Origin of the sequence: Streptomyces sp. NPDC046887, from assembly GCF_040644755.1 — a bacterium.
Lineage (GTDB): Bacteria > Actinomycetota > Actinomycetes > Streptomycetales > Streptomycetaceae > Streptomyces > Streptomyces lichenis.
The window spans coordinates 80,904-105,714 of the sequence record NZ_JBEYXH010000001.1; the positions used below are offsets into that span (position 1 = coordinate 80,904).

28 protein-coding genes and 1 pseudogene are annotated in these 24,811 nt (G+C 73.3%); 16 read left to right on the plus strand and 13 right to left on the minus strand.

Annotated features, from left to right (window positions below; genetic code table 11):
• Positions 1-410: 410 nt before the first annotated feature.
• A complete protein-coding gene (locus ABZ945_RS00360) occupies positions 411-1,589 on the plus strand; it encodes a methyltransferase domain-containing protein (RefSeq protein WP_361261509.1) in 1,179 nt (392 codons plus the stop codon).
• 4 nt (positions 1,590-1,593) lie between these two features.
• Here ABZ945_RS00360 and ABZ945_RS00365 read toward each other — a convergent pair whose 3' ends face one another.
• Positions 1,594-1,812 (minus strand): DUF397 domain-containing protein, encoded by a 219-nt coding sequence (locus ABZ945_RS00365; RefSeq protein ID WP_361261512.1) that lies wholly within the window; start codon positions 1,810-1,812, stop codon positions 1,594-1,596.
• Positions 1,813-1,882: 70 nt separating this feature from the next.
• Between ABZ945_RS00365 and ABZ945_RS00370 the strand changes: the two genes are divergently transcribed.
• The gene (locus ABZ945_RS00370) at positions 1,883-2,263 is read left to right on the plus strand and encodes a hypothetical protein (protein WP_361261515.1); all 381 of its coding nucleotides are present in this window, start codon (positions 1,883-1,885) and stop codon (positions 2,261-2,263) included.
• Between the two features lie 37 nt (positions 2,264-2,300).
• Here the strand turns inward: ABZ945_RS00370 and ABZ945_RS00375 are convergent, their stop codons facing one another.
• The 7 genes from ABZ945_RS00375 to ABZ945_RS00405 form a co-directional block, all read right to left on the minus strand.
• Positions 2,301-2,780: a hypothetical protein gene (locus ABZ945_RS00375; protein WP_361261517.1), complete on the minus strand. Its 480-nt coding sequence runs from the start codon at positions 2,778-2,780 to the stop codon at positions 2,301-2,303.
• Positions 2,781-2,864: 84 nt separating this feature from the next.
• Positions 2,865-3,098, minus strand: coding sequence for a DUF397 domain-containing protein (locus tag ABZ945_RS00380; RefSeq protein ID WP_361261520.1), 234 nt, complete (start codon positions 3,096-3,098; stop codon positions 2,865-2,867).
• A 117-nt stretch (positions 3,099-3,215) separates the two neighbouring features.
• Positions 3,216-3,416 carry a hypothetical protein gene (locus ABZ945_RS00385; protein ID WP_361261523.1) on the minus strand — a complete coding sequence of 67 codons (201 nt, stop codon included), beginning with the start codon at positions 3,414-3,416 and terminating at the stop codon, positions 3,216-3,218.
• Between the two features lie 94 nt (positions 3,417-3,510).
• The gene (locus tag ABZ945_RS00390; protein ID WP_361261526.1) at positions 3,511-4,356 is read right to left on the minus strand and encodes a helix-turn-helix transcriptional regulator; all 846 of its coding nucleotides are present in this window, start codon (positions 4,354-4,356) and stop codon (positions 3,511-3,513) included.
• A 55-nt stretch (positions 4,357-4,411) separates the two neighbouring features.
• Positions 4,412-4,900, minus strand: coding sequence for a DUF6879 family protein (locus tag ABZ945_RS00395; protein ID WP_361261529.1), 489 nt, complete (start codon positions 4,898-4,900; stop codon positions 4,412-4,414).
• 423 nt (positions 4,901-5,323) lie between these two features.
• On the minus strand, positions 5,324-5,521 hold the full coding sequence (locus ABZ945_RS00400; protein ID WP_361261532.1) for a DUF397 domain-containing protein: 198 nt from the start codon (positions 5,519-5,521) through the stop codon (positions 5,324-5,326).
• 4 nt (positions 5,522-5,525) lie between these two features.
• Positions 5,526-6,383: a Scr1 family TA system antitoxin-like transcriptional regulator gene (locus tag ABZ945_RS00405; protein ID WP_361261535.1), complete on the minus strand. Its 858-nt coding sequence runs from the start codon at positions 6,381-6,383 to the stop codon at positions 5,526-5,528.
• A 249-nt stretch (positions 6,384-6,632) separates the two neighbouring features.
• On the opposite strand from ABZ945_RS00405, the gene ABZ945_RS00410 reads away from it, so the two are divergent.
• From ABZ945_RS00410 to ABZ945_RS00425, 4 genes are all read left to right on the plus strand, one after another.
• Positions 6,633-7,094 (plus strand): ATP-binding protein, encoded by a 462-nt coding sequence (locus ABZ945_RS00410; RefSeq protein WP_361261538.1) that lies wholly within the window; start codon positions 6,633-6,635, stop codon positions 7,092-7,094.
• A 139-nt stretch (positions 7,095-7,233) separates the two neighbouring features.
• The gene (locus ABZ945_RS00415; protein ID WP_361262838.1) at positions 7,234-7,452 is read left to right on the plus strand and encodes a hypothetical protein; all 219 of its coding nucleotides are present in this window, start codon (positions 7,234-7,236) and stop codon (positions 7,450-7,452) included.
• A 286-nt stretch (positions 7,453-7,738) separates the two neighbouring features.
• Positions 7,739-7,963: a type II toxin-antitoxin system VapB family antitoxin gene (locus ABZ945_RS00420; protein ID WP_361262841.1), complete on the plus strand. Its 225-nt coding sequence runs from the start codon at positions 7,739-7,741 to the stop codon at positions 7,961-7,963.
• Positions 7,960-8,376 carry a PIN domain-containing protein gene (locus ABZ945_RS00425; protein ID WP_361261541.1) on the plus strand — a complete coding sequence of 139 codons (417 nt, stop codon included), beginning with the start codon at positions 7,960-7,962 and terminating at the stop codon, positions 8,374-8,376. The genes ABZ945_RS00420 and ABZ945_RS00425 overlap by 4 nt, the downstream gene beginning before the upstream one ends.
• A 67-nt stretch (positions 8,377-8,443) precedes the next feature.
• Here ABZ945_RS00425 and ABZ945_RS00430 read toward each other — a convergent pair whose 3' ends face one another.
• Positions 8,444-10,048, minus strand: a complete 1,605-nt coding sequence (locus tag ABZ945_RS00430) for a S8 family peptidase (protein WP_361261544.1) — start codon at positions 10,046-10,048, stop codon at positions 8,444-8,446.
• A 685-nt stretch (positions 10,049-10,733) separates the two neighbouring features.
• Between ABZ945_RS00430 and ABZ945_RS00435 the strand changes: the two genes are divergently transcribed.
• The 7 genes from ABZ945_RS00435 to ABZ945_RS00465 all read left to right on the plus strand — a co-directional run bounded on the left by ABZ945_RS00435 (position 10,734) and on the right by ABZ945_RS00465 (position 19,805).
• Positions 10,734-13,775, plus strand: coding sequence for a LuxR C-terminal-related transcriptional regulator (locus ABZ945_RS00435; RefSeq protein ID WP_361261547.1), 3,042 nt, complete (start codon positions 10,734-10,736; stop codon positions 13,773-13,775).
• Positions 13,776-13,955: 180 nt separating this feature from the next.
• Positions 13,956-14,486 carry a hypothetical protein gene (locus ABZ945_RS00440; protein WP_361261550.1) on the plus strand — a complete coding sequence of 177 codons (531 nt, stop codon included), beginning with the start codon at positions 13,956-13,958 and terminating at the stop codon, positions 14,484-14,486.
• 329 nt (positions 14,487-14,815) lie between these two features.
• A complete protein-coding gene (locus ABZ945_RS00445; RefSeq protein WP_361261553.1) occupies positions 14,816-15,046 on the plus strand; it encodes a hypothetical protein in 231 nt (76 codons plus the stop codon).
• On the plus strand, positions 15,040-15,693 hold the full coding sequence (locus ABZ945_RS00450) for a sigma-70 family RNA polymerase sigma factor (protein WP_361261556.1): 654 nt from the start codon (positions 15,040-15,042) through the stop codon (positions 15,691-15,693). The genes ABZ945_RS00445 and ABZ945_RS00450 overlap by 7 nt, the downstream gene beginning before the upstream one ends.
• Before the next feature lie 5 nt (positions 15,694-15,698).
• The gene (locus tag ABZ945_RS00455; RefSeq protein WP_361261558.1) at positions 15,699-17,456 is read left to right on the plus strand and encodes an IclR family transcriptional regulator C-terminal domain-containing protein; all 1,758 of its coding nucleotides are present in this window, start codon (positions 15,699-15,701) and stop codon (positions 17,454-17,456) included.
• 158 nt (positions 17,457-17,614) lie between these two features.
• Complete coding sequence (locus ABZ945_RS00460) at positions 17,615-19,078, plus strand: ABC transporter permease (protein WP_361261561.1); 1,464 nt, start codon at positions 17,615-17,617, stop codon at positions 19,076-19,078.
• A 40-nt stretch (positions 19,079-19,118) separates the two neighbouring features.
• Positions 19,119-19,805 carry an ABC transporter ATP-binding protein gene (locus ABZ945_RS00465; RefSeq protein WP_361261564.1) on the plus strand — a complete coding sequence of 229 codons (687 nt, stop codon included), beginning with the start codon at positions 19,119-19,121 and terminating at the stop codon, positions 19,803-19,805.
• Here the strand turns inward: ABZ945_RS00465 and ABZ945_RS00470 are convergent.
• The 3 genes from ABZ945_RS00470 to ABZ945_RS00480 form a co-directional block, all read right to left on the minus strand.
• A complete protein-coding gene (locus ABZ945_RS00470; protein ID WP_361261566.1) occupies positions 19,774-21,240 on the minus strand; it encodes a PTS transporter subunit EIIC in 1,467 nt (488 codons plus the stop codon). The two genes, ABZ945_RS00465 and ABZ945_RS00470, sit on opposite strands and share 32 nt — an antisense overlap.
• A gap of 89 nt (positions 21,241-21,329) precedes the next feature.
• Positions 21,330-22,232, minus strand: coding sequence for an N-acetylmuramic acid 6-phosphate etherase (murQ, locus tag ABZ945_RS00475; protein WP_361261569.1), 903 nt, complete (start codon positions 22,230-22,232; stop codon positions 21,330-21,332).
• Positions 22,233-22,301: 69 nt separating this feature from the next.
• Positions 22,302-23,267 (minus strand): MurR/RpiR family transcriptional regulator, encoded by a 966-nt coding sequence (locus ABZ945_RS00480; protein ID WP_361261572.1) that lies wholly within the window; start codon positions 23,265-23,267, stop codon positions 22,302-22,304.
• 68 nt (positions 23,268-23,335) lie between these two features.
• On the opposite strand from ABZ945_RS00480, the gene ABZ945_RS00485 reads away from it, so the two are divergent.
• Complete coding sequence (locus ABZ945_RS00485) at positions 23,336-23,710, plus strand: hypothetical protein (RefSeq protein ID WP_248637474.1); 375 nt, start codon at positions 23,336-23,338, stop codon at positions 23,708-23,710.
• 37 nt (positions 23,711-23,747) lie between these two features.
• On the plus strand, positions 23,748-24,026 hold the full coding sequence (locus tag ABZ945_RS00490; protein WP_361261575.1) for a DUF4031 domain-containing protein: 279 nt from the start codon (positions 23,748-23,750) through the stop codon (positions 24,024-24,026).
• A gap of 7 nt (positions 24,027-24,033) precedes the next feature.
• Here the strand turns inward: ABZ945_RS00490 and ABZ945_RS00495 are convergent.
• Positions 24,034-24,156, minus strand: a pseudogene (locus tag ABZ945_RS00495) (LysR family transcriptional regulator); the annotation flags it as partial.
• Between the two features lie 211 nt (positions 24,157-24,367).
• On the opposite strand from ABZ945_RS00495, the gene ABZ945_RS00500 reads away from it, so the two are divergent.
• Positions 24,368-24,802, plus strand: a complete 435-nt coding sequence (locus tag ABZ945_RS00500) for an ATP-binding protein (RefSeq protein WP_361261578.1) — start codon at positions 24,368-24,370, stop codon at positions 24,800-24,802.
• Positions 24,803-24,811 lie beyond the last annotated feature (9 nt).

The window sequence follows — 24,811 nt, forward strand, 5'->3', positions numbered from 1 at the left end:
CGGCACCCGGCACCCAAGCCTCGGACCCGACCTGCGGAAACGCCCCTCACCCCGCAGACAGCCCCCGGCGCGCCGCACCGATGAGGCGCTGCGCCTCCACCCCGTACATCGCGGAACCACGCGCAACGGCGTGCAACTCGACTGCGTCCCCAGACCCTCCACCACTACGTTCTGCACCGTAGCGCTCACAGCCGGAGAGAGTGGGACGCGGCGAGAGTACCGCCGCCCGACGACCAGGAGGCATCACCCATGAAGAAGCGCCAGGCACCGTTCGTCCCGTCCGCCGACGGCGGTCACGGCTCAGGCGGGGGTCAGGGAGGTGACGGCCACCCCGGCCAGCCGTGGCCGGGCCCCACTCAGGAGCCCAGCCCGGACGGCTCCACCCCGCCCGGCGACGGCGGTCACCGCAAGTGACCGCCGACTCGGGGTCGATGGGCCGCCCCGGCCGTCAGGAGCTGGAGCGGTTTCTGATCGAGGCGCACGCCCTGTCGTCGTACTGGATTCCGGCCTTCGGGGCGGTCGACCGGGCCGCGCTCCTTCCGGACCTGATGTGGCCGTTCGACATGGGGACGCGGACGAGCGCTCCGGTGGACCGGCGGGAGGACCCGGACGCCTGGTCCGAGGCGGCGGACGCCGACGTCCCGATCGTGACCCAGTGGGACGATGGCGCGCACACCGGCCGCCGACCCGGCAGGCTGTCGACCAGCTCCTCCTCCATGCCGTCCGTCGTATGGTCGCTCCTCCACGACCTGGCCGTGGAAGAGGGCATGAACGTACTGGACGTCGGCACGGGTACCGGTGAGACGGCCGGAGCCCTGACCCACCGCCTGGGCCGAAACCGGGTCACCACCATCGAGGTGGACCCCGGGGTGTCGGCGCATGCCCGCGACCGGCTGCGCGGCCTCGGCCTGCTCCCGGAGACGGTGGTGGGGGACGGGTTCGAGGGGCACCCGGACGGTGCACCGTACGACCGTGTCCTGGCGACCGTCGGACTGCGGGAGATCCCCAGGGCCTGGATCACCCAGTCGCGGCCCGGCGGCCTGATCCTCGCCCCGTGGGGCACGCACTTCAGCACCGGTGACGCCATCGTGTGCCTGACGGTCGGAAACGGCGTCGCCTCCGGCAGGTTCACCCGGCTCGTGGAGTTCATGAAGCTGCGGACCCAGCGTGCGCCGCGGGTGTCCCACGACGACTACCTGGCCGCGGGCGCCTTCGAGGCGGCAGACATCTCCGGCACGGAGATCACGGAGCCCGAGTTCACCACGGCCACCTACCCAGCCCTGCCCCTGGTCCTGGGCCTACGGGTCCCGCACTGTGTGCAGACCGTGGCGGACAAGCGCGACGGCCGCCGCCCCGTCTGGTTCTACAGCACATCGGACCCGTCCTGGGCCTGCGTGATGTTCCGGGACGGGGAGCGGGAGGCCACGGTCTGGCAGTTCGGCCCACGCCGGCTGTGGGCCGAGGTGAGCGGCGCGTACCGCTGGTGGCTCGACCGGGACCGTCCCGACGTGACCCGCTTCGGCCTCACCGTCACCTTGGACGGCCACCGCGCCTGGCTGGACGACCCGGAGGACTCCTGGCGGGTCTGACCGGTCACACCAGGTCGTCGAACTCCCCGGCCTTGACCCCCAGCAGGAAGGCTCGCAGCTTCTCCCGGCTGGTGGTGACCACGGTGGTGGGGTCGTCGCCCTGGCGGAGCAGGATGTCGTCTCCATGGCCGGCGATCTCGATGCCGCTCTCCTCGCTGACGCCGTCGCCGTCACCGTCTTCCGGGGACTTCCTCCACTGGATGGAGCCGTTCTCGTTGTCCATGCGCACAACGTACGTCGCGCCGAGGCACCTGGAATACAGGTCGGTGGAGGGCGGGGGGCAGACTGATCCCATGCCGAAGAAGCGGAAACCCGAGCGGAGCTTCGCCGAGGTGGTGGCCTCCCTGGAGCCTTCGGAGGGCTCCGCCCCGGCCGCCGACCTGCTCTCGCCCGCGAGTTCGGGCGAACTCGTCGACGAGCAGGGCCGTTTGTGGGTCAAGCACCGGGGGCCGCTGGACGTGCGACTGGTCAGACGGCTGGTGAGGGGCGCCGACGCGATGCTCATCGGAGAGGGCGCCGGGGAGGTGCTGCGGCCCGTGCCGGCCGAGGGGCGGGAGGAGGCGTGGGCCCTGGTCAAGGACAGGCTGGACACCGCCGAGGGGGAGGGGTACCGGGCGTACGACTTCCGCTCCGAGGACGGGCGCGTGCTGCTTTACCTGGAGGAGTTCTGCTGACACTGCGTGGGGCTGGGATAGGGGGCGCGTACGAGGGTCATCGCTCCCCTGTGCCGACCGGGCACCGCAGCCCCGGATCGGCGCGGTTGGGGGAGCAGGTCACCAGTGCCACCGAGTGGAAGGCGGTGCCGACCAGATAGTGCCCCAGTGACACATCGCCGCCCCAGGCCAGCCGTCCGACCGCTCCACGGACGAGTAGCTCCAGCCACTCGTCCGCCCGCTCCGCCGGGCTGGCGAACCGGGCGGCGTACGCCGTGAGTTCGGTACCGAGCCACCGCCCGGCCTCCCCCGGCTCGGCCCAGGTGCCGCGTACCAGCGCGGCAGGCTTCACCAGCCAGTGCGCGGTCTGGATCGGCGGTACCGGAGTGAGCGGGAAGTCCGCGACAGCCGCCCGGTGTCGTTCCCGCAGCCCTTCGTCGCCGCCGCTCGGCGGTGCGTGCTCGGGCGCGGGTCGCCGTACCCCTTCGTTGTCGAAGGCCTTCTTCTCACCGAGCCAGCTGTATCCGTGGTGGTGCACGAGCGCCTCTCTGTTCGGGCCTGTTCGCTGAGAAGGCGGCGGCCCCGCCTGGCGTGGAACGAGGCCGTCGAGGGGTCCGCTGTCTCAGGCGGAGAGTCCGAAGCGTGCCGGGTCGATACCGGCCGCGTTCAGCTCGGCGGTGGTGAACCTCAGCGGCTCGCCGCCCGGGCGCTTGCTGTCACCCAGCGCCCAGACACCGGCCCCGAGCCGGGCGAGCGTCACGCAGGACTCGCCGTCGGGATGGGTGTTGCCGCCGCAGGCCCTGCGGAACTCCGCGCCGCTCGCGTCGAGCGCGTACAGGTCGTCACGCATGTGCATGGTGGTGTACCTCCTGCTGGGAGTAGGGCAGACGACCCGATGCGGGCCGTCTGGGCACCGCCCGTACGTACTCGGGCGGAGGCTTTGAAGGTGGCCGTGTCCCACGGGGCGGACGTGCTACCGGTGTCCCGTCGGATGCATCCGCATCAGGACGTTGCAGTCCACGACGGTCGAGTGGTCCTGGCGGTCGGCCGCCTTACGTCGCAACGCCGCCAGTCGCTCGCACTCGGGACAGCCGGCCACCGGCCGGGGCGTCGGCAATGCCTGCTCGGACAGCTCGACGGGCGGCTCATGCCACCGTGTGGGTTCTGCCGTCATCACCGCGTCCCTCTCGGTCGCCCTTCGATCGCTGAGAGGAAGCTAGGGAGCCGGGAGGTGGTGCGGCCATCGGGTTGCATCGGGTTGCAGTGGTTCACCCGAGCGCGTCGACGGCCTCCTGGATCAGAGCTCGTGCGGCGGCGCCGTACACCGCCGACTTCGAGAGTTCGGCGAAGGCGCGCAGGTAGGTGTGCACTTCGCTGGGCGCGGTCACGTTGATCTCAGCGGTCAGTGTCTCCACGGCGACCTGCGCGCTGTCGAAGGCGTAGAAGGCTTCGAGTGGCCAGACGGTGCGCCGCGCCCGGCGCGGGATGATTCCCAGCGAGACGTTCGGGCGACCCATGACGGTGAGCAGGTGACGCAGTTGTGCCCGCATGGCATCGTCCCGGCAGACACGGTGGTGGAGGACGTCTTCCTCAAGGAGCAGCGCGAAGCGATGGTGTCCTTCGTAGAGCACCCGGGAGCGGGACAGCCTGGCTTGGACTGCCTCCGGAACGTCATTCGGGGTGCCCTGGAATTCGGTGATGGAGGTGAGCAGGCCTGTGGCGTACCCGGCTGTCTGCGTCATCCCGGGAATGAGGTTCGAGGCGTATACCCGGAAGAGGCGGGTCCGCTGGTAGAGCGGCACGTTCCGCTCGTGTACGCGGCGCATGCCGTCCTTGTGCAGCTGTCGCCACTCGACGTACATGCCCTCGGCGTTCCTCGCCGCCGCGATGAGGTCCGGGACCTGGTCCTCGGCTCCGCAGGCCGCGCACCAGGCGCGGATATCGGCGTCCGACGGCGGGGTCACTCCGCGGGCGATGCGGGAGGACTTCGACTTGTGCCAGCCGCAGCGGATGGCCAGCTCGTGTCCGGACAGCCCCGCGTCCTTCATCAGGGACTGCAGGCGCATGGCCACCGCGGCCCGGGCGGCCTGGGCGCTGGAGAGCGATGAAGACATGAGCTGGTCGGTGGGACGGCCTGGTGGAGCGCTGCTCGTGTGGGACGGCACGGTGTCACACCACCTCGAACGCTGGGGCGCAGAGCGTTGCGACAGCGGGATCGTCGGTCTGGTCGGTGTGTACCCACCGGCCGTCTCCGTCGAAGATGTCGAACGGCACCACCTGTTCGTCGAAGAGCCAGTAATCGTTGCCGGGCAGGGCCAGATCGGATGACTGCCTGCGCGGCAGCCAGCGGATCTGCTCTCCGGCGGCCACGTTCGTGAAGGTGCCGGAGTGCTCGAAGCGGATGTAGCCGCTGGCAGGCTCAGAGACGATGCGGGCACGTCGTACGACGACGCCACTGCTCGTCGCTTCCTGCACGAGGTCAAGCCAAGGCCGCCACCACGAGGCTCGATCAGTGGGATTCAACGCGTGCCGGGCCTGCCAGTCGGCGAATGCCTTGCCTTCGTTGTCGACCCCGTAGACGTCGCGCATTTCGAGGTGGACTGCTGACCTGGTCGTCCGCCGAAGCAAGTCGGAGAAGTCAGTCAGACTCTGCGACACGCAGCGCCTCCTTGAGGAGCGGAATCATGCGGGCCGGCACGCGGACGACGCCCTCGTGGTCAGGCGACTCGACGTATGTGCGGCTCTCGGCCGGCATCGGTCCGGAAGCCTTCCATCCTTGGGATATCAGGCCCTTGGTCTCTGTGTGCACTCACACGGCCGGTGAGCCGTGATCGCCCGACTCAGGGTCCTTTCCGATGAAGCGCAACGTCATGGCTTCCTCCGTTGGATGCGGCGAGGCCGGTGGCGGACGCGCCGGCCGCACGACCATCCGGGCCAACTCCACCAGTCGTCAAGCGATTACAAAGAGTCGGCCAGTTCAGGAACGTTGCAGCACCGAAAGTTGGCCGGATTGTTGGCGACCAGCGCAACGGTGGCACTCGTCAGGGTGGTCTGCACCCCCTGGCACGCTGGTGTACGCCATCACACCAGGTGGTCGAACTCCCCCGCCTTGGCTCCGAGGAGGAATGCCCGAAGCTTCTCGCGACTGGTGGCGACGACCGAGGCAGGGGCATCGCTCTCGCGTATGAGGACACCATCGCCTTCCGGTTCTGGAGCGATCTCGATGCAGTTGCCTTCAGCGTCCGTCGAGAACGAGGACTTGCGCCAACTGGCTTCCACTGGGCTACGCCTGCCTTTGCTGAGTCAACTGGTGGATGAAGTCGCGTGAAAGCTGCGGAGTGAGTGACCGTTCCTCGGTCCGGTCGAGAATAGCCCGGTAGTTGACAAGCCTGCTCTCGGCATCGATGAAGGCTGGACCGGTCGGGGTGTCGGTCTGGACCGTGTCCAACTGGGGCACAGGGCCGGAGGCGTACATGGTGGAGCTGCCCGCGTTGGGGAAGCCGCCAGCGGCGAAGGGAATCACGCGGACAGTGACGTTGGGTCGCTCGGACTCATCCAGGATGTGGCGGAGTTGCGTGTGCGACACCTCCGGCCCTCCGAACTCCAGGCGAAGGGCGGCCTCATGGATCAGGAAGGTGCACGACGGCGGGTTCATCCGGTCGAGTACGTCCCGGCGCCGCAGCCGGTGCGACAGGCGACGGCGGAGGGCATCGGAGTTCAGTGTGGGCACCGCGTGGGAGAAGACGGCCCTGGTGTAGCTCTCCGTCTGCAGCAGCCCGGGCATGTGCATGATTTGCACGCTCCGCAGATCGCGAGCGTGATGTTCCAACTCGGCCAGGTCCAGAGCTCCCGCGCCGAGGTGTTCCCGGTACTCCTCCCACCATCCCTTGTGGCGTTCTCCGGCCATCCGCGCCAGGGCGTCGACGTAGTCGCCGTCCCCGCACTCGTACAGCTGAGACCAGGCGCGCACCCGTTCGGCGCTCACGCCGAAGCGACCGGATTCGATGTTGCTGATACTCGTCCGGTCCGTGCCCAGCGTGGTGGCAGCCTGAACGAGGTTGAGCCCTGCGCACTCTCGCATCCTGCGCAGCTCTGTTCCCAGACGGCGCTGGCGTGCCGTGGGCGTCTTTCTCGACGGCATGAGTCCCCTCCGTTTCCCGATCCAGTGTGACGGGTGACGTGCCATCGAGAGCGCAGGGATAAGGAGTTAGACGTTTTCGTCTCACGTGTGTGACGAGTGCGCTACCGTCGGTGGAGTAGCGCACCGCGAGCCGGTAACCCCGCAGTGCAGCCGCCCCGCCGCGCCCTTGGCGCGCCCGGCGGCCGAGCCACGGTGGCAACGCGACGCGCACCCAACTCCAGGATCGCTGACCTCCAATGGGAGAACGCCATGCTCATGGCCCTGGTCACTCCACCGCCTTCGGGCGGCTACCGCCTCACCGCGCCCAACGCGCCGACGACCGCCAAGCTGGCCCGGGACTGGGTGTGCCTGGTGCTGCGGGGGCTCGGGCGGGCCGAGTTGCTGGAGCCCGCGCGGCTGTGTGTCTCGGAGGCCGTGGCGAACGTGTACGCACACACCCGCAGCCCGCAGGTGGAGGTGCTGGTGGACGTGCCCGCCGGGGAGCGCGCCGCCGTCACCTTCGGGGTGCGGGACGACGGGGGTGGCGCGGTGCTGCCGTACGTCCGGGAGACCTCGGCCGAACGGGAGGGAGGTCGGGGGTTGTTGCTGCTGGACGTGTACGCGCAGGCCTGGGGTGTGCGGGTCGGGGCGGCGCTGGGGGGTACGCCGGGGCCCGGTGGCGGGGCGGACGGCAAGGAGGTCTGGTTCCGGCTGGCGGCGGCGGTGGCGTAGGGGACCAGGGAGGGGCTGGGCCGGGCGCCGGGGCTGATTGGAGGCTTGGGGGATGGCGCGGTTTGGCAACTCCGTGTGCAGAACATAAACACACAGCGTGTGAATCGGTCTGTTGAGGACTGAACCGGAAGGGGTGCTGATGGAACGGCTGGCGGCGGTGGAAGACGTGGTGGCGCGGTTGCGGGGGGAGTTGGAGGAGATGGGGGTGGTCCTGCCGTCCCTCGGGGTTGATCCGGTGACGATGGCGGGGGACGCGGCGGCCCCATTGGTGGACCTCGGGCGGTGCAATCTGGAGACGGCGACGCGGCTGGTAGAGGCGCTGCGCGGCCTGCAAGGCGTGCGCGGGGCGCGCGGGTGAGGGCGAGCGAGTGGGCCGTGGACGGGCGGGACGGGCGGTTGGGGGAGGTACGGGGGTGGGGCGGCGGCCTCGTACGGCTGCGGCCGCCTGGCGGGGGGCGGGAGTGGGAGTGCCCGCCGGAGAAGCTGTCCCCGGCCGATCCATGGGAGGTGCTGCGTGCGCGTGTTCGGGAGTTGAACCGGCGGTGGAGGGTGCTGTAGGGCGTGACGCCTCGCTCGCGCTAAAAGCTGGCTGTACATTTAGGGGGCACAGTGGCGGTCTCGAATGTACAGAGAGTGGGGTCGTGATGTCGCTGACGCACATCGAGATCGATGACGAGGCGCTGGAGACCGCCAAGCGGCTGGGCGGGCATCGGACGAAGACGGCCGCTGTGGCCCAGGCGCTGGAGGAGTACAACAAGCGGCTGCTGCGGTCGGCCGCATACGAGCAGTTCTTCGATGCTGCTCAGGGGTGGGACATAGAAGGCGCCGAGGCCGCCCATCGTGCGGACAAGGAGGCTTTCCAGCCTTGAGTCGCTACCTGCTGGATTCGTCCGCACTCTGGCGCATGCTTCGCGACAAGGATGTCCGTGACCTATGGCACGGGGCGGCCGAGGATGGCGATATCCGCTCCTGCCACCCGCAGCGGGTGGAGTTCCTGCGCTCAGCCAGGAACCTTGGTGAGTACGACTCCATGAGCGAGATGTACGCCCAGCTGTATGACGACGTCGCCGTACCGAAGGGCGCCGCTCAGTGGATCGGTGCCCTTCAGCGCCGCCTGGCGGAGGCCGGCGCGCACCGGGCGCTCTCGGCGGTCGATCTCCTCGTGTGCGCCACGGCGGCACAGCACGGCCTTGTGGTCATCCATGACGACAACGATTTCCTGACCGCTGCCCGTTTCGCCGTCGATCTTCAGCAGCGGCAGGTGCACACCGGCCCGTTCTGAGGCGGGGCAAGGCGCCGGCCGCCCTTGGGGAGGGCGGCCGGCGCTGGGTGGTGGTGGAGGGGCGGGGTCAGAACTGGAGGGACCAGGCGTTGACGGTGCCGGTGTCGTTGGTCCAGTTGTCGGTGACGCGGAGCTTCCAGGTGCCGTTGGCGGTCTCGCCGGAGGCGTTGACCGGGTAGGTGGCCTGGACGTTGTCGGCGCTGTCGTTGCTGTTGTAGTCCTTCAGCAGGTAGGCGCTGCCGTCGGGGGCGACCAGCTCGACCTTCAGGTCACCGCGGAAGGTGTGGCGGATGTCCACGGCGACGGAGAGGTTGGCGGGGGCGTTGCCGGTGACTCCGGTGACGGTGATGGGCGACTCGGTGGTGGCGTTGTCGCGGATCGGGTAGTCGTCGGTGTTCTCGAACTTCTTGCCGGTGGGCGGGGTGGTGCCGCCGGTGCCGGTGTAGAGGAGGCGGTTGGGGGAGCCGGTGCGGGCGTCGGTGACCTTGTCGGGGGTGGCGTCGGCGACCAGCTTGTCGCGGACCTGGGCCGGGGACCAGGTCGGGTTGGCGGCCAGGATCAGCGCGGCGGCACCGGCGACGTGCGGGGAGGCCATCGAGGTGCCGCTCATCGACTGGGAGTTGGTGTCACCGGAGTTGGAGGTGGAGACGATGGAGTCGCCGGGGGCGAAGATGTCCAGGCAGGAGCCGTAGTTGGAGCCCTGGCCGTTGGACCAGCCGGTGGCGCGGGCGTCGCGGCTGTTGGTGGCGCCGGCGGTGATGGCGGCCGGGGTGGAGGCCGGGGAGTACGAGCAGGCGTCGGCGTTGTTGTTGCCGCCCGCGACCACCCAGGTGACCCCGGAGGCGATGGACGCGGCCACCGCGTCGTTGACGGACTGGGTCTTGCCGCCGCCGATGCTGGCGTTGGCCACCGCGGGCTTCTTGGCGTTCTTGGTCACCCAGTCGATGCCGGCCAGCACCGGCGCCCAGGAGTCGCCCGAGCTGCCCTGGCAGTTGAGGACCCGTACGCCGACCAGCTTGACGCCCTTGGCGACCCCGTAGGAGCCGCCGCCGACGGTGCCGGCGACATGGGTGCCGTGGCCGTGGCAGTCGGAGGCGTTGGAGTCGTTGTCGATGAAGTCGTAGCCGCTGACCGCCCGGCCGCCGAAGTCGCGGTGGCTCAGCCGGACGCCCGAGTCCACGATGTAGGCGGTGACGTTGGAGGCGGTGGTGGAGTAGCTGTACGCCTTGTCGACGGGAAGGTTGCGCTGGTCGACACGGTCGAGGCCCCAGGACGGCGGGTTGTTCTGGGTGTCCACGGCATAGGCGACGGCGTCCGCCTCCACCCGGGCCACCGAGGGGTCGGCGGCGAGCTGCTTGGCCCGCTCCTCGGACATGTTCACCGCGAAGCCGCGCAGGGCGGCGGTGTACGTGTACCGCAGGCTGCCCTGGTGCCGCTTGGCCAGGGCCTTCGCCGAGGCGGGTATGTCGGCGCGGGCGACGCTGTCCTTGAGGGTGACCAGGTACGAGCCCTCGATGGCCCCGGCACGGTCGGCCCCGACGATGCGGCCCTCGCCGCCGCCGGGCGGTACGGGTGCGGCGACCGCCCCGGCGGTGGTGGCGGCCCCGATGAGCAGGGCGGCACTGGCGGCCCCGGCGAGCAGGCGCCGGGTCACGCGAGCGTCGAACTCCATGGGTTTCTCTCCCTTGAGGGCTGTCCGGGCCGGCTCATGGCCCGGAAGGCGGCCCCCAGCGCCCGCTGCCCCCGGGCCCGGCATGTGCGTGCCGGGCCCGGGGAGCGGACCGTCCGACCGGGACAACGCTGTCGCGGTCATGACAGTCGGTGGTGGACGCCGCGGCTCACGGTGTCCACAGGCGATGGGGTGGGGGGTGGGTGTTCGGGCCGCACGGAGTGGGGCTTCGTGCGGCCCGGGCCGGATCGCGCCGGACGTCCGCGTGGGGAGGCGGTCGCCCCGTACCCCGGGCTCCTCCCGGCGGAGGACCCCGGGATACGGGGAGGCGTTGCCGGACCGCCCAGAGCTTCGGTCACGCGCTCGGGGGCCAGCAATGCGTAGCGCTACCCAAAGAAGGGAGCCTTGTTCCGGATCCCGTGACGCCGTCCATCCGGCCAGGTCTCCGGACCCGTTCGGTCCGGTGCCGACCGGCGACCGAGCACGGTCCGGACGGCCTCGCGCATTCCGTAGGTGGTGGCCCCCTATTGCGACCTCGGCCATCGGACGGGTAGACCACCTGACCAGCGGGTGCCGTGGTCCGGCCCGAGGAGGGGACCGGACCACGGTGCCCGAGCCACGGGGCTCCGGCGTGCGCGAACGGGCCGCAGCGGACCGCCGGGGTGGTGCGCGGCGGGAGGAGGACCCGGTGGAGAGACGTTCCTTCGGTGCGGGGTGCGGTGCGGAGCCGGCCGGGATGCGGCGCGGTGGGGGTGCGGCGAACGCGCGGCTCGCCGGGGGTTCGGCGGGCGGGGGCGGGTTCGTCGGGCGGGCGGGGGAGGTGCGGTGGCTGCGGGAGGTGCTGCGGGCGGGGCCGTGCGTGGTGGTGGTGCGCGGGGAGGCCGGGAGCGGGGTGTCCCGGCTGGTGGACGAGGTCTTGGAGGGGCGCGAAGGGGCTGACGGGTTCGCGGGGTGGACGCAGCTGCGGGCGGTGTGCCCGGACGGGGTGGACCCGGTCCCGTTCGGGCCGGTGGCGGACGCGCTGGCCGCGCTGCCCTACCGGGAGGGGGAGCCGGGGGAGGGGTTGCCGGCGGTGACCGGGGTGGTGGGGCTGGTCGTGCCCGAGCTGGCCGGCCGGCTGCCGGAGCCGCCCGCCTCGGCGGCCGACCCCGAGGTGCGGCGGGCGCTGCTGCCGCGCGCGGTACGGGCTCTGCTGGCCGCCCAGGGGGACACCGTACTGGTGGTGGAGGACGTCCACCGGGCCGACGCCGCGACCCTCGATCTGCTGCACCACCTCTTCGCGGCGCTGCCGCCCCGGCTGCGGGTCGTGGTCACCGAGTGCGCCGCGCCGGGGCTGCCGCTGCTCGGGCTCCGGGTCCCTCGGCAGGCGCAGCTGGTGGAGGTGGACGTCCGGCCGTGGACGGCGGAGGAGACGGGGGAGTTCGTCCGGCGGTGGGCGAGGGAGCGGGGGCTGGGGGAGTCCGGGGACGGGATAGGGGAGGGGGAGGGGCAGGGGGAGGTGGGGGAGCTTGCCGAGCTGGTGCATGGGCGCGCGGGTGGGCTGCCGGGGGCGGTCGAGGCCTTGCTGAGGGAGGCGGAGGATATCCGGGCGGAGGGCGAGGGGTCGGGGACGGATACAGGGGCGGTGCTGGAGGCGGTGCGGGCGGGCGGGGTGCCGCTGCGGCTGCGGCGGGAGTTGGCGCTGCGGTACGGGCGGCTGACCGAGGACGCCCGGCGGCTGGTGCAGGCGGCGGCCGTGCTGGACCGGGCGGTGCCCGTCGCCGTACTGGGGGAGGTGGCGGGGATCGGGCCCGAGCGGGCCGAGGAGGCCGCCCACCTCGCCGTACGGGGTTCGGTGCTGCGGGCGGACGGCCCGTACCCGGTCTTCCGGCATCCGCTGGACCGGCAGGCCGCCTATGAGGAGGTGCCCGGGCCCCGGCTGGCCTGGCTGAGCCTGCGGGCCGCCCGTGCCCTGCACCGGGCCGGTGACGGGCCGCTGCCGCTGGCCGAGTTGGCCCGGCTGTACCGGGCGGGCGGCCGGGTACGGGAGGGCCTGCGCTGCCTGGTCGCGGCGGGCGACCGGGCCGCCGCCGAGGGCGACTACGCCACCGCGACCCTGCTGTACACGCAGGTCGTGGAGGAGGATCCGCGGCCCGAGGGGCGGATCCGGGCCGCCGCCAAGCTGGCCCGTACCGCACAGCTGGCGCGGGCCGGGGAGCCGGTGGTCGAAGCCGTACGCCGGGTGCTGGACCAGGACGACCCGCCGCCCCGGCTGCGCGGCGAGATCCGGCTCCACCTCAGTGTGGTGCTGCGCAACCAGAGCGGGGGCGCGCTGGACAGCCTCAACGAGGTGGCGCTCGCCATCCCCGACCTGGAGCTGTCCGACCCGCAGACCGCCGCCCGGGCCATGGTGGTGGCCGCCATCCCGTCCATCAAGGGCTGGCCGATCACCCGCCACCAGGCCTGGCTGGAGCGGGCCGAGGCCTTCGCCGACCGGGTGACCGACCCGGTGGCCCGGGCCGCGATCGCCGCCAACCGGGCCACCGCGCTGATGCTGCTCGGCGACCGGCGGGCCTGGGCCGCCGCCGACGCGCTCCGCGCCCCGGCCGGCTCCGCCATGGAGGCCGCGCACTTCGCCCGGGGCTGGACCAATCTGGCGCACGCCGCCGTCGCCCTCGGCTACGCCGACCGGGCCCGCAGCTATCTGGACCGGGCCTCCGCCGGGCTCGCCGACTCCAGCAGCCCGTATCTGGAGGGGCTGACCGAGACCGCCCGGCTGGTCATCGACTGGCACGCCGGGCGGTGGGAGCGGCTGCACCAGGACGCCGACCGCACCACCCGGCTCTACCAGGAGATACCCGATCTGACCTCCGAGGCGATGCTGGTGCGCGGGCTGACCGCGCTGCACGTCCTCGGCGATGTGCCCCGTGCCCGGCGCGACCTGCTGACGGCCGCCCGCACCACCCGCTACGACACCGGGGTCATCCTCACCGCCTCGGCCGCCGCGCTCGCCCGGGTCCATCTGGAGGCCGGACGCCCCGGACAGGCCAGCGAGGCGGTGGAGGAGGTACTGCGGCGGCTGGAGCGGACCGGCGGCTGGGTGTGGGGCGGCGAACTGGTGCCGACCGCCGTGGAGGCGCTGTGCGCCAGCGGCCAGGGTGAGCGGGCGCACCGGCTGGTGGCGGACTTCGCCGCCGGGACCGCCGACCGGGACGCCCCCGCCGACCAGGCCGCACTGACCGTGGCCCGGGCGCTGCTGGCCGAGGCGGAGGGCCGGTACGGGGAGGCGGCCGCCCTGCTCACCGAGGCGGAGCGGGAGTGGCGCCGGCTGGCCCGCCCCTTCGACGCGGCCCGGGCGGCGGAGGCCCGCGGGCGCTGTCTGCTGGACGCGGACTCCGGGGAAGGGACCGGCGGAGAGGACGCGGTGGAGGTGATACGGGAAGTGGTGGAGACCTACCGGGAGTTGGGGGCACGCTGGGATGTGGCCCGCTGCCAGCGGCTGCTGCGCCGCCATGATGTGGTCACCACCCACCGCCGCGGGCGCCTCGGCTACGGCGACCGGCTCTCGCCGCGCGAGCAGGAGGTGGCCCGGCTGGTCGCCCAGGGCCGCGCCAACCGGGACATCGCCGAGAGCCTGGTGCTGTCCACCCGGACCGTCGAGCACCATGTGGCCCGCATCATGCGGAAGTTGAGCGTCGGCTCACGTACCGACATCGCCGCCGCGCACGCCCGGTCGGGGCCGGGGGAGTAGCTGCACGGGGGCGCCTCCCCGGGCCACGTGCTTGACTGCGCGCCGGGTGGGCGGCCGACGAGCGGCGGCCGGGCGGCCGATGGGGCGGGGCCGGGGTCCGGCGGATGGGGCGGGGCCGGGGTCCGGCGGAGGGGCGGGGGCTGGTCCGGCGGAGGGGCTCGGAGGTCGGGGAGGGCACTGGTGGGGAGCCGGACGGGGGCGCGGGCGCGGCGGAGGCGCGGGGCGCTGCTGCTCGGCGGGGTGATGGTGGTGTCGGTGGCCGGGTGTGCGCCGGTGGAACGCCCGCTGGTGGCGGTGTACGCCGACCGGGAGGGCACGGCACAGGTGCTGCTGCGGTCCTGCGACGAGGACGGCCGGGTGCGGGGCCCGATCCTGGAGGGCACGCCCACCGGTGACCCGGGGGGCGGGGCGGCGGAGGAGGCCTCGGTCGGCTGGGTCGGCTGGGAGGCCCGCGGGGAGCATCGGGCCGCGGACTTCCCGTTGTTCGCCCCGCCCTCGGACTGGGATGCCGAGTTCCACGGGATACGGGAGCTGCGGCCGGGCCACTCCTACCGGCTGGCGTTCGGCGACCCCGACGACTCCTACGCGTACACCGGCACGGTGTCCTTCGACGCCGAGCGGCTCGCCCGGGTGCCGGACGGCGAGGTGCTGACCCTGGACGGCACCGTGAGCCGGGAGGCGTTCGAGGAGCAGGCGCGCGAGGTCTGCTGAGAGCGGGATCCGGTGGGGCCAGGGGGAGCGCACCCCGGCGCGAGGCGAAGGGGTTGAGGGATGTGCTTGCGCTACGGGGTGGGTACGGGGGCGCCGTCGCGCGTAGACGCTCCCCGGTCCGCTCCGTATGCGCCATCGGTCTCCTCTGAGCGCCCCCCGAGCGGAAACGTTCATCTTCGGCGTTTTCCGAAACCGGTGGGAGATCAGGGGTGGTTGGGGCGTCCAGGGGGCAGGGCGCGGAGCCGCGCCTTTCGGACCCCCTTCCGAACGGATGGAGACGCACTGTCATGACGCCGTCATTGGAGTGGCTCGGGTGTATCCCGGCCGCCGTGAGCGCGGTGCACGCGCTGTTCGCCTGGGCGCGGGCGAGCCAGGACGGTCTGCCTTCCCGGCGCGGCGGCCGCGAGCCGGAAGCGCCGTGCCCGTGCCGGCCCGGCGCCGCCGACGGAGTACGGGTCGAGGTCGCCGTCGGCGGGGCCGCCCCGGTGGCCGTCCGGGTGGCGCCCGTTCCGGCCCTCGGCGCGGGCAAGCCGTCGAGCGAAGCGGACCGCCGGTGGTGAACGAGGAGGCCCGCGCGGCGGCGGTGGCGCCGAACGCCTCGCCGACCGGCGGCCCGTCCCCGGCGCCGGCGGCGCGCGCGTCACAGACGCGTCTGCTCCAGCGCCTGCACGACCTGTACCAGCGGGACTATCTGCGCTCCCTGATCTCGAAGCTGCACGGGCGGTTCCGCCGCGGACTGACCGTGCAGGCATGCGAGGACCTGGCACATGAGGCCTATCTGCGGCTGCTCGAAAGGGCCCGGGCGGGAAGGCTGACGGCGGCGGAGGACCTGGACGCGTACCTCTACACCACCGCGTGCAACCTCGCGGCGAGCGAGGTCCGCAGGAGGGTCGAGACGGCGGTGGCGGACTCGGCGATCGAGGGCCTCGCGCAGGGCGAGGAGACCGCTCGCGACGTCGATCCGATGGACGACCTGGTGCGGCCCGCGATCGAGGCCATGCCGCCGAGCCGGTGCCGGCAGGTGGTGCGGCTGCAGAGCCAGGGGCTCACCGACCCCCAGATAGCCGAACGACTGGACATACCCAAGGCCCGTGTCCACCGGGACCGGTACCGGGCGCTGATCGACCTGCGGCGCCGGCTGGCCGGGCACATCCGGGACGGACAGGGCAACCGAGGACAGGCACACGACATGGAGAAGGACGGGTGACGGGCGTGAGCCGCTTCAACCAGGACGACGGCGGCCCGGGGACGGCGCTCCCGGCCGAGCTGTGGGTGCTGCGGCAGCAACTGATCGGGGAGCCAGACTTCTGGGACCGTCCGGAGGGCTACGCCGTACCGGCCGACGACCCGGGCCCGTCCGGCGGGCCGTCGGCCGTGGACCAGCGGGAGGCCAACTCGCGGTACCGGCTCGGTACCAGGGCGCTGCGGCGGGGCGAACTGGCGACGGCTGGGGACTGGTTGGGCGAGGCGGCCCAGGCCGGGCACCCGGGCGCGCTGTTCCGGCTGGCCGTGGTGGCCCTGCGGGCCGGGGGCGACGGGGGCGACGAGGGCGGCGGGGGCGACTGGGCCGCCGAGGTGGTGTTCCTGGTCGCCGAGGCGGCCCGGCGCGGGCACGGTGACGCCCGCCGGCTGCTGGCCGCCGGGGGCGCACCCGGACGGGCGGATGCGCGGGCACGCGCGGACGGCCGAGGGTATGCGCGGGCACGCGCGGACGGCCGGGCGGATGTGCGGGGGGATGACCGGGGAGACGGGTCCGAAGAGGGCGGAGAGCGCATCGAGGACCCGGAGTTCTACGACGAGGTCCGCCTCGGGATCCGCCTCCGGCCGCCGGTGGCGCGGGACCCGGCGCCCGCACCGGGGCCCGGGCGCCGGCTGGCACTGGTCCCCGCCCCCCAGGAGCCTCCGCTCGCCGCCAACCGGACGTCCGCGCCGACGGCGGCCCTCCGGCCGCGGCTGCGGGCCGTCGAGGGCGATCGGAGGGACGGCCCGGTTCCGGTGTCGCCCGCCTCCCTCCCGTACCTCGACATGGTGGCGGCCGGAGCCGTCGCCGCGGCCCGCGCGGACACCGTCACTCATGAGGGCGAGTCGCGCTGGTCGCCGAACGTGCTGCGGTCCGCGCACCTCACCGACCTGAGCCGGAGCCCTGTCCCGCCCGCCGCACCACCCCGCTGGCAGACCAACGCCCTACTGGCCCGGGACCTGCTCCTGCTCATCCAGGGGGCCGGTGGGATCTCCACCCGCGATCTGGCCCGCCGCACCCGGATGAGCCTGAGCACGGCCTCCGGGCTGGTGGAATGGCTGACCCGGCAGTTCCTCGTGGAGACCGTCGACGGGGCGCACCACCCCGGTGCCGTACTGGAGATGGCCACCGGCGGCGACACCCGGAACCGGCTGATGCAGCAGACCATGGACGCGCTGCGGGACCGTCTCGGCGCCGCCGTCTACCTCAGCACCTACACCAACGGGGAGATCGCCCTGGCGCAGTCCTCGCACAGCGGCAGCGCGCCACCCGTGCGTGTCGGCGTCCCCTTCCCCAACGCCGGGCACGCCAGTGCCAACGGCAAGGCGCTGCTGGCCGATCTGAACACCGGGGCGCGGCTGGAGCATCTGGCCCGCCACCGCCCGGTCTCCCTGACCTCCCGCACCATCACCGACCCAAGGGCCCTGTTCGACACCCTCGACCGGCACGGGCCGCGCGCCGTCCAGTTCGACCTGCTCGAATACTCGCCGCACAACGTCTGCGCGGCGCTCTCGCTGACCCTGCCCGGCCATGACACGGCCTGCGTCGCCCTGTCCCTGCCCGCCGACGACCACAACCGGCTGGTGCAAGCCACCGCCGTCCTGAGCGAGGCGTCCACCGGGCTGCTGGTCATCCGGCTGCTGCACACGGCGACCACATCGGCGACGGAGGCGCCGGGGCCGACGCCCGCCGACCCGGCAGACCGCCTCGGGGCCACCGCCGCACGCTGATCCGCACCGGGCGCCGGCCGGCCGGCGCCCGGTCACCGCGGTCAGGCGTTCGTGAAGTCGATGGTGCCCGGGCCGCCGGTGTGCCGCCCGGGACGCTTCTCATCCGGCTCTCAGTCGCGCCTTAACCGCCCATCACGGCGCGTCCATACCGTCACGCCATGTTCTTCACCTACCTCCGGCGCGAGCTGCGCCGTCGCAGGAAGGCGGCGCTGGTCGTCGCCTCCGGACTGGCGCTGGGAATCGCGCTCGTCATCGTCGTGGGCGCGGTCTCCGAGGGGATGAGCCAGGCCCAGGCGAAGGTGCTCCAGTCGCTCTACGGGCTGGGTACCGACATGACCGTCACCAAGGCCGCCGAGCCGCCCGGCGAGGGGCAGCAGTCGGTACGGCGGCCCCGGTTCGAGTTCGACGCCGAGGACAGCGGGGAGGAGGGCGGCGACCAGAGCCGGGACCTGGTCATGGTGCAGGGCTTTGAAGCCCTCGCCGACTCCACCGTGGCGAAGGTCGCCGGCCAGGACGGGGTCGCCGACGCGGTGGGCGGGCTCAGCGCCCGGGTGATGAAGGTGAACGGGCAGTTCACCCGGGGGGAGATCGAGCCGGGGCAGACCCCGCCCGGCGGTAGCCGCGAGGGCGGGGGAGGAGGTGGCGGCGACCGGGTACGGGGCGGTGGCGCGGCGTTCGACGTCAACGCGTACACCCTCTTCGGCACCGATGTGGCGCGGCAGGACCTCGGCCCGCTGACCTCCTCGCGGATCACCTCCGGCCGGACCTTCACGGCCGCGGAGACCGACGCGAAGGTCGCCGTCGTGGACAGCGCGTACGCCAAGGAGCAGAAGCTGGAGGTCGGCGGGAAGCTGACCGTCTCCGGCACCGCGTACGCGGTCATCGGCATCGCCACCGCGGACAGCGGGGACGCCGCGGCCCATGTGTACGTGCCGCTGAAGCAGGCGCAGACGCTGGCGGACGCCAAGGGGAAGGTGACCACGGTCTACGTCCGGGCCACCGACTCCCAGCGGATCGACGCCGTGAAGGCGGCCGTGCGGAAGAACGTCCCGGACACCACGGTCACCACCTCCGCCGACCTGGCCGACACCGTCTCCGGTTCGCTGTCCACCGCCGCCGACCTCGCCTCCGGCGTCGGCAAGTGGCTCTCGGTCATCGTGCTGGCCGCCGCCTTCCTGGTGGCCGGGCTGCTGACCTCCTCGGCGGTCAGCCGCCGGGTACGGGAGTTCGGCACCCTCAAGGCGCTGGGCTGGCGCAGCGGCCGGGTCACCCGCCAAGTGGTCGGCGAGGCGCTGGTGAACGGGCTGATCGGCGGCGCACTCGGCATCGCCCTGGGCCTGGCCGGGGCCTGGGCGGTCACCGCCTTCGGGCCCACCCTCACCGCCGAACTGGGCGGCGGATCACGGCAGATGGGTGGCCCCCGCGGGTTCGGGGGCGGCGGCGGTCCGGCGCGCGAGACGGCGGGCCGTGCGGTGGACATCGCGCTCACCGCGCCGGTGTCGCTCGGCGCGATCGGCCTGGCCGTGGGCCTCGCGGTGGCCGGGGGACTGGTCGCGGGCGCGTTCGGCGGCTGGCGCGCCTCCCGGTTGCGCCCGGCGGACGCCCTGCGCCGGGTCGCCTGACCGAGCCCCGAACCCCCCTTCGTACGACAGGAGTCGAGAGATGTACCAGCTCAGTGGCGTGACCAAGCGCTACCAGCGAGGCAAGGCCACCGTGCAGGCGCTGGACGGCGTGGACCTGGCCATCGAGGACGGCGGGCGCCTGGTCATCCAGGGCCCGACCGGCGGCGGGAAGTCCACCCTGCTCCAGATGCTCGGCGGGCTCGACCGGCCGAGCGCCGGAAGCGTGGTCCTGGACGGGGTGGACCTGGCCACCCTCCCCGAGGCGCGGCTCACCCGGGTACGGGCCGAGAAGATCGGGTTCGTCTTCCAGGGCTTCAACCTGGTGCCCACGCTCACCGCCCAGGAGAACGTAGAGACCGCGCTCGTCCCACTCGGCCTGCGCCCGCGCGAGCGGCGGGAGCGGGCCGGGGAGGTACTGGCCTCGGTGGGGCTCGGCGAGCGGCGCGGGCATCTGCCGGGCGAGCTGTCCGGCGGCCAGCAGCAGCGCGTGGCCATCGCCCGCGCGCTGGTGAAGTCGCCCGCGGTGCTGCTCGCCGACGAGCCGACCGGCAACCTCGACGAGTCCACCCGCGACGAGATCATGGACCTGCTGGAGAAGCTGTGGGAGGACAGCGGGCTGACCTTCGTGATGGTCACCCATGACACCGCGCTGGCCCGCCGGGCGCCCCGGCTGGCGACCATCAGGAAGGGGCGGGTCACGATCCGGGAGCAGGCGGCGCGGACGTGAGGGACGGCGGCTCCTCGGCGGCCGCCCCGGCTCCCCCAGCCGCCCCGGCTCCCCCGCTCCCGGTGATCCCCTTCAGACCGAAGAGGTACGTGGCGGCGAACCCCGTCACGTACCCGGTCAGCAGCCCGCCCGCGTACACCGCCACCGTCGTCCCGGTCAGCCCGTCCCCGCCGTCCAGCAGCGGGAACAGCGCCCAGCCGGACGGGCCGATCGCGGTGGCGCCGACCGTCCCGCCGAGCATCCCGAACAGCCCCACGAAGGCCCCGCCGAACGCCCCGCCCACACAGGCCGTGGCGAACGGCCGGCCGAGCGGCAGCGACACCCCGTAGATCAGCGGTTCGCCGACCCCCAGCAGCCCGGCCGGCAGCGCGGAGCGGATGGTGCGGCGCAGCGCGGTGTCCTGGCGCAGCCGTACGTACACCGCGGCGGCCGCCCCGACCTGGCCCGCGCCCGCCATGGCGAGGATCGGCAGCAGCACGGTGTACCCCTGCTGCTCGATCAGGGTGGCGTGGATCGGGATGAGCGCCTGGTGCAGCCCGAGCATCACCAGCGGCAGGAACAGCCCGCCGAGCACCGCCCCGGCGACCGCGCCGCCGCCCGCCAGCAACCGGTCGGCGGCGGTGCCGATGGCCGTGGAGACCGCCCCCGCCGCGTACATCAGCCCGTAGAGGGTGGCCAGTCCGGCGACGAGGACGGTGAGCGTGGGGGTGAGCAGCACGTCCAGCGCCTCGGGGACATGGCGGCGGCACCACTTCTCGATGTACGCGGCGAGCGCGGCGGCGGCCAGCGCGCCCAGCACCCCGCCCTGGCCGGGGGAGAGCTGCTGCCCGAACACCTCCACCTTGGCCACGCCGGGGAAGACCACGATGGCGGCGACCGCCCCGCCCAGGACGGGTGTGCCGCCGAACTCCTTGGCGGTGTTGACCCCGACGAAGACGGCGATCAGCGCCATGAAGCCGGAGGCGGTGGCGGTGAGCGCCGGGGTCAGCCCCGGCAGCCAGCCCAGGTTCACCAGCAGTCCGGTGAGCCCGGCGACGATCCCGCAGCCGATCAGGGCCGGGATGAGCGGGACGAAGACGGCCGCGATCCGGCGCAGCAGCAGCTTGCCGGGGGTGGCGTTGCGGGCCCGCTGCCCGGCCCGGATGGCCTCGCCCCGGGTCGCGAGGCCCTCGGCGTCCACCAGGGTCTCGAACGCGGGGGTGACCCGGGCGACCGTGCCCGGGCCGAGCACGATCTGGTACGTGCCGGTCGCCTCGTCCTCCACCACGCCCAGCACGGCCGGCAGCGCCCGGACCTCCGCGTCCCGCACCAGCGTCCGGTCCCGCAGGCCGAGGCGGAGGCGAGTCATGCAGTGGGCGACGGAGCTGACGTTCGCCGCGCCGCCGACCAGCGGCAGCAGGGCGGCGGCGGTGGCCCGGGGGTCGGTCGTCGTCATGGCGCGGATGGTGCCAGCGCGGCGGTACGGGGAGGCGGCGCGCACGCCGGAGGCCGCCCGCGCCCACTCGGTTGCGCTATCCGAAGCGGTCAGCCGTCCAGCGCGGCGCGCAGATGGCCGCCGGACTTGGTGAGCAGCCCGGCCGCGGTGTCCGCGTCCACCCCGGCGAGCAGGGTGAGGATGGCCTGCTTGACCTCGCCGTCGGTGGCGTCGAGCGCCGCTTCGATCTCGGCGTCCGGGGCGCCGGTGGCCAGGGCGACGATCCGGTGCGAGCGGGCGCGCAGCTTCTCGTTGGAGGCGCGCACGTCCACCATCAGGTTCCCGTATGTCTTGCCGAGCCGGATCATCGTGATGGTGGAGACCATGTTGAGCACCAGCTTCTGGGCGGTGCCCGCCTTCAGCCGGGTGGACCCGGTGATCAGCTCGGGGCCGGTCACCACCTCGATGCCGTGTTCGGCGGCGGCCGCCAGCGCGCTGCCCGGGTTGCAGGACAGCCCCACGGTGAGCGCGCCCCGGGCGCGGGCGTGCTCGACGGCGCCGATGGCGTAGGGGGTGCGGCCGGAGGCGGAGACCCCGACCACGGTGTCGTCCGGGCCGATGCCGAGCGCGGCCAGGTCCGCCTCGGCGAGCGCGGCGGAGTCCTCGGCGCCCTCGACGGCCTCCACCATGGCGATCGGGCCGCCCGCGATCAGGCCCACCACCTGGCCGGACGCGGTGTTGAAGGTGGGCGGGCACTCGCTGGCGTCCAGGACGCCGAGCCGGCCCGCGGTGCCGGCGCCCGCGTAGACCAGCCGCCCGCCGCGGGCCATCCGCTCGGCGATGGCGTCGATGGCGGCGGCGATCCGGGGGAGCTGGTCGGCGACGGCGGCGGGTACGGACTGGTCCCCGGCGTTCATCAGCCGGGCGATCTCGGCGGTGGGCAGGGTGTCGATCTCCGCCAGCTCGGGGCGGAAGGCCTCGGTGGCGAGGGAGGCGAGCTCGTCAGGGTTCATGTGCGGGCGCTGCTTTCGGTCGTACGGGGGCGTACGGGCGGTACGGGGCCGGGGCCCGAGGGCCGGGGACTAGCGCAGGCCGCGCGGCACGCGGCGGTGGACCAGGGCCTCGTAGGAGGCGGCGAGCGCGGGTGCGGCGGTCTCATAGGTCCGCTGGGTGACACCGGTGAACAGGCAGTCGATGACGAGGAGTTGACTGGTACGGGAGGACATGGCGGCCGGGCGCAGCTCGCTCTCCCGGGCGGTGGAGGTGGTCAGCACATGGTCCGCGTACTGGGTGACCGGGCCGTCCGGGCGGCCGGTGATCGCGATGGTGGTCGCTCCGTGGTCGAACGCGACCCGCAGCGGTTCGATGACGTCGGAGGTGGAGCCCGAGTGGGTGATGGCGATGGCCACGTCCCCGGCCCGGAGCTGGACGGCGCCGGTGACGGCGAGGTGCGGGTCGTGGTGGGCGTGTGCCACCAGGCCGATCCGCAGCAGCTTCTGGGCGAGGTCCTGGGCGACCAGCCCGGAGGCGCCTATGCCGTAGATGTCGGTGCGGCGGGCGGCGGTGAGCGCGGTGACGGCCGCTCCGAGCTGGACGGTGTCCAGCCCGGCGGCGGTGTCGGCCAGGGTCTGCTGCTCGTCGTGGGCCAGCTTGGCGACGACCTCGGCGATCGGGTCGTCCACCGCGATGTCGGCGGTGACGGCGGGGGAGCGGCCGGACTGCTGCTGGGCGGCGAGCCCGGCGAGGGCCAGCCGCAGATCGCGGTAGCCCGGATAGCCGAGCAGCCGCGCGGTGCGCACCACGGTCGCCTCGCTGGTGCCGGTCAGCTCGGCGAGCCCGGTGACGGTGAGCGCGGCGCACCCGGCCGGGTCGGCGGCGACGGCCTCGGCGACCCGCTGCATCGAGCGGGTCATGGAGGGCGCCAGGGTGCGCACCTTGGCGGTCAGGGCGGCGGGGGCGGGAGCGGCGGCCGCCTCTGTCCTCCGGCGCGGGGCGGCACCGTCGCCATCGCCGCCCCCCTCCCTGAAACTTTCCTTCACCTCGTTCATCACCTCTGAAAAATATTTCCGGCCGTGGGGGCCGTCAACCCCTCCCCACCTGGGGAGACAATGGCCCTATGGCCCCCACCGACCCCTCCCGCCCGCTCGACCCCCTGGAGCAGGCCCTGCACGCCGCCCGGGCCCGGGTGCTCGCCGATCTGATGGCGCGCAATGTCGCCGAGGCGGAGGTCGTCTCGCTGGTCGAGGACGCGGTGACGCACCGCCGCTGGTGGGTCGAGCAGTGGCCGGACGGGGCCGCCTTCGTCGCCGGGCTGGTCGCCCAGGACGTGCAGGACGCCCTGCTGGAAAGGTACGGCCGCTGGCCGCTCTGCCCGGTCTGCGCCTCCGGCGACCCGCACGCCCTGGACGTGGAACCGGAGCTCGGCGAGGACCCGCACTGGGTGTGCGGCAAGGCGGGCGTGGTGGTCGCCCCGGTCGGCGGGCTGTCGTGACCGGGTACGGCACGACCACGTACCCGGGGGCCTGCGGATGACCCTGTATATCGACCCGCCCACCTGGCCGGGCCATGGCCGGATGTGGTCGCATCTGGTCAGCGATGCCTCCTACGACGAGCTGCACACCTTTGCTGCCGCGATCGGCGCCCCCGCCCGCGCCTTCGACCGGGACCACTACGACGTGCCGAGCGAGCGGTACGCGGACGCGGTCGCGGCGGGCGCGGTGGAGGTCGGCTCCAAGGAGCTGCTGCGGCGGCTGACGGACGCCGGACTGCGCCGCCCCAAGCGCCGCGGCGGAATCCCACCGTCCTGATCACGGCTCAGCCCTCCGCGTCGGCCACCGCCCGGGCGAAGGCCCGTATCCGCTCCGTCTCCCGGTCGGCCCGCCAGACCAGCCCGAGCGCCGACTCCGGCAGCCCCTCCACCGGGCCGAAGGCCAGGGCCCGGCGGCGGGGTGTCGGTGTCCGTACGGGACGGGGGTCCGCGACCAGGCCGCGGCCGGCCGGCGCGGGCCCGCACTCGAACGCGGGTCCGGGCACAGTCCCCCGGGATGCTTCGACTCCCCCCGGGTAGACGGAGTCAGGACGCAACCGATCGACCGATCTACCGCGCACCGGGCGCCGGGCGCCGGACGGCCGAGCAGGGAGGACCAGCATGGGCGGATCGTCGGTAAGGGCGGTGGGCTGGGCGCGTTCCCTGCCGATGACCAGCACGGCCAAGGAGGCCAGAGACTGGGCGCGGGCGCACCTGGACTCGCTCGGCTGGGGGCAGGAGGCCTCCGAGACGGTGGACGCCGTGCTGCTCTCCGTCTCCGAGCTGGTTACCAACGCCCATGTGCACGCCCACAGTTCGGCCCAGCTGGTGCTGACCTGGGACACCAGCTGCCTGCATGTCGCCGTCCATGACGGCTCGACCCAGCTCCCGGTGGCCCGCCCGCCGGACAACGAACGCCTGGGCGGGCGGGGGATGTTCCTGGTGGACGCGCTCGCCGACACCTGGCAGGTTCGGCCCTGCGCCGACGGCAAGCTGGTGATGGCCTGCTTCCAACCCCCCGCCGAGGCCCTGGAGTCGGAACCGGCGGAGGGCTGAGTCGACGCC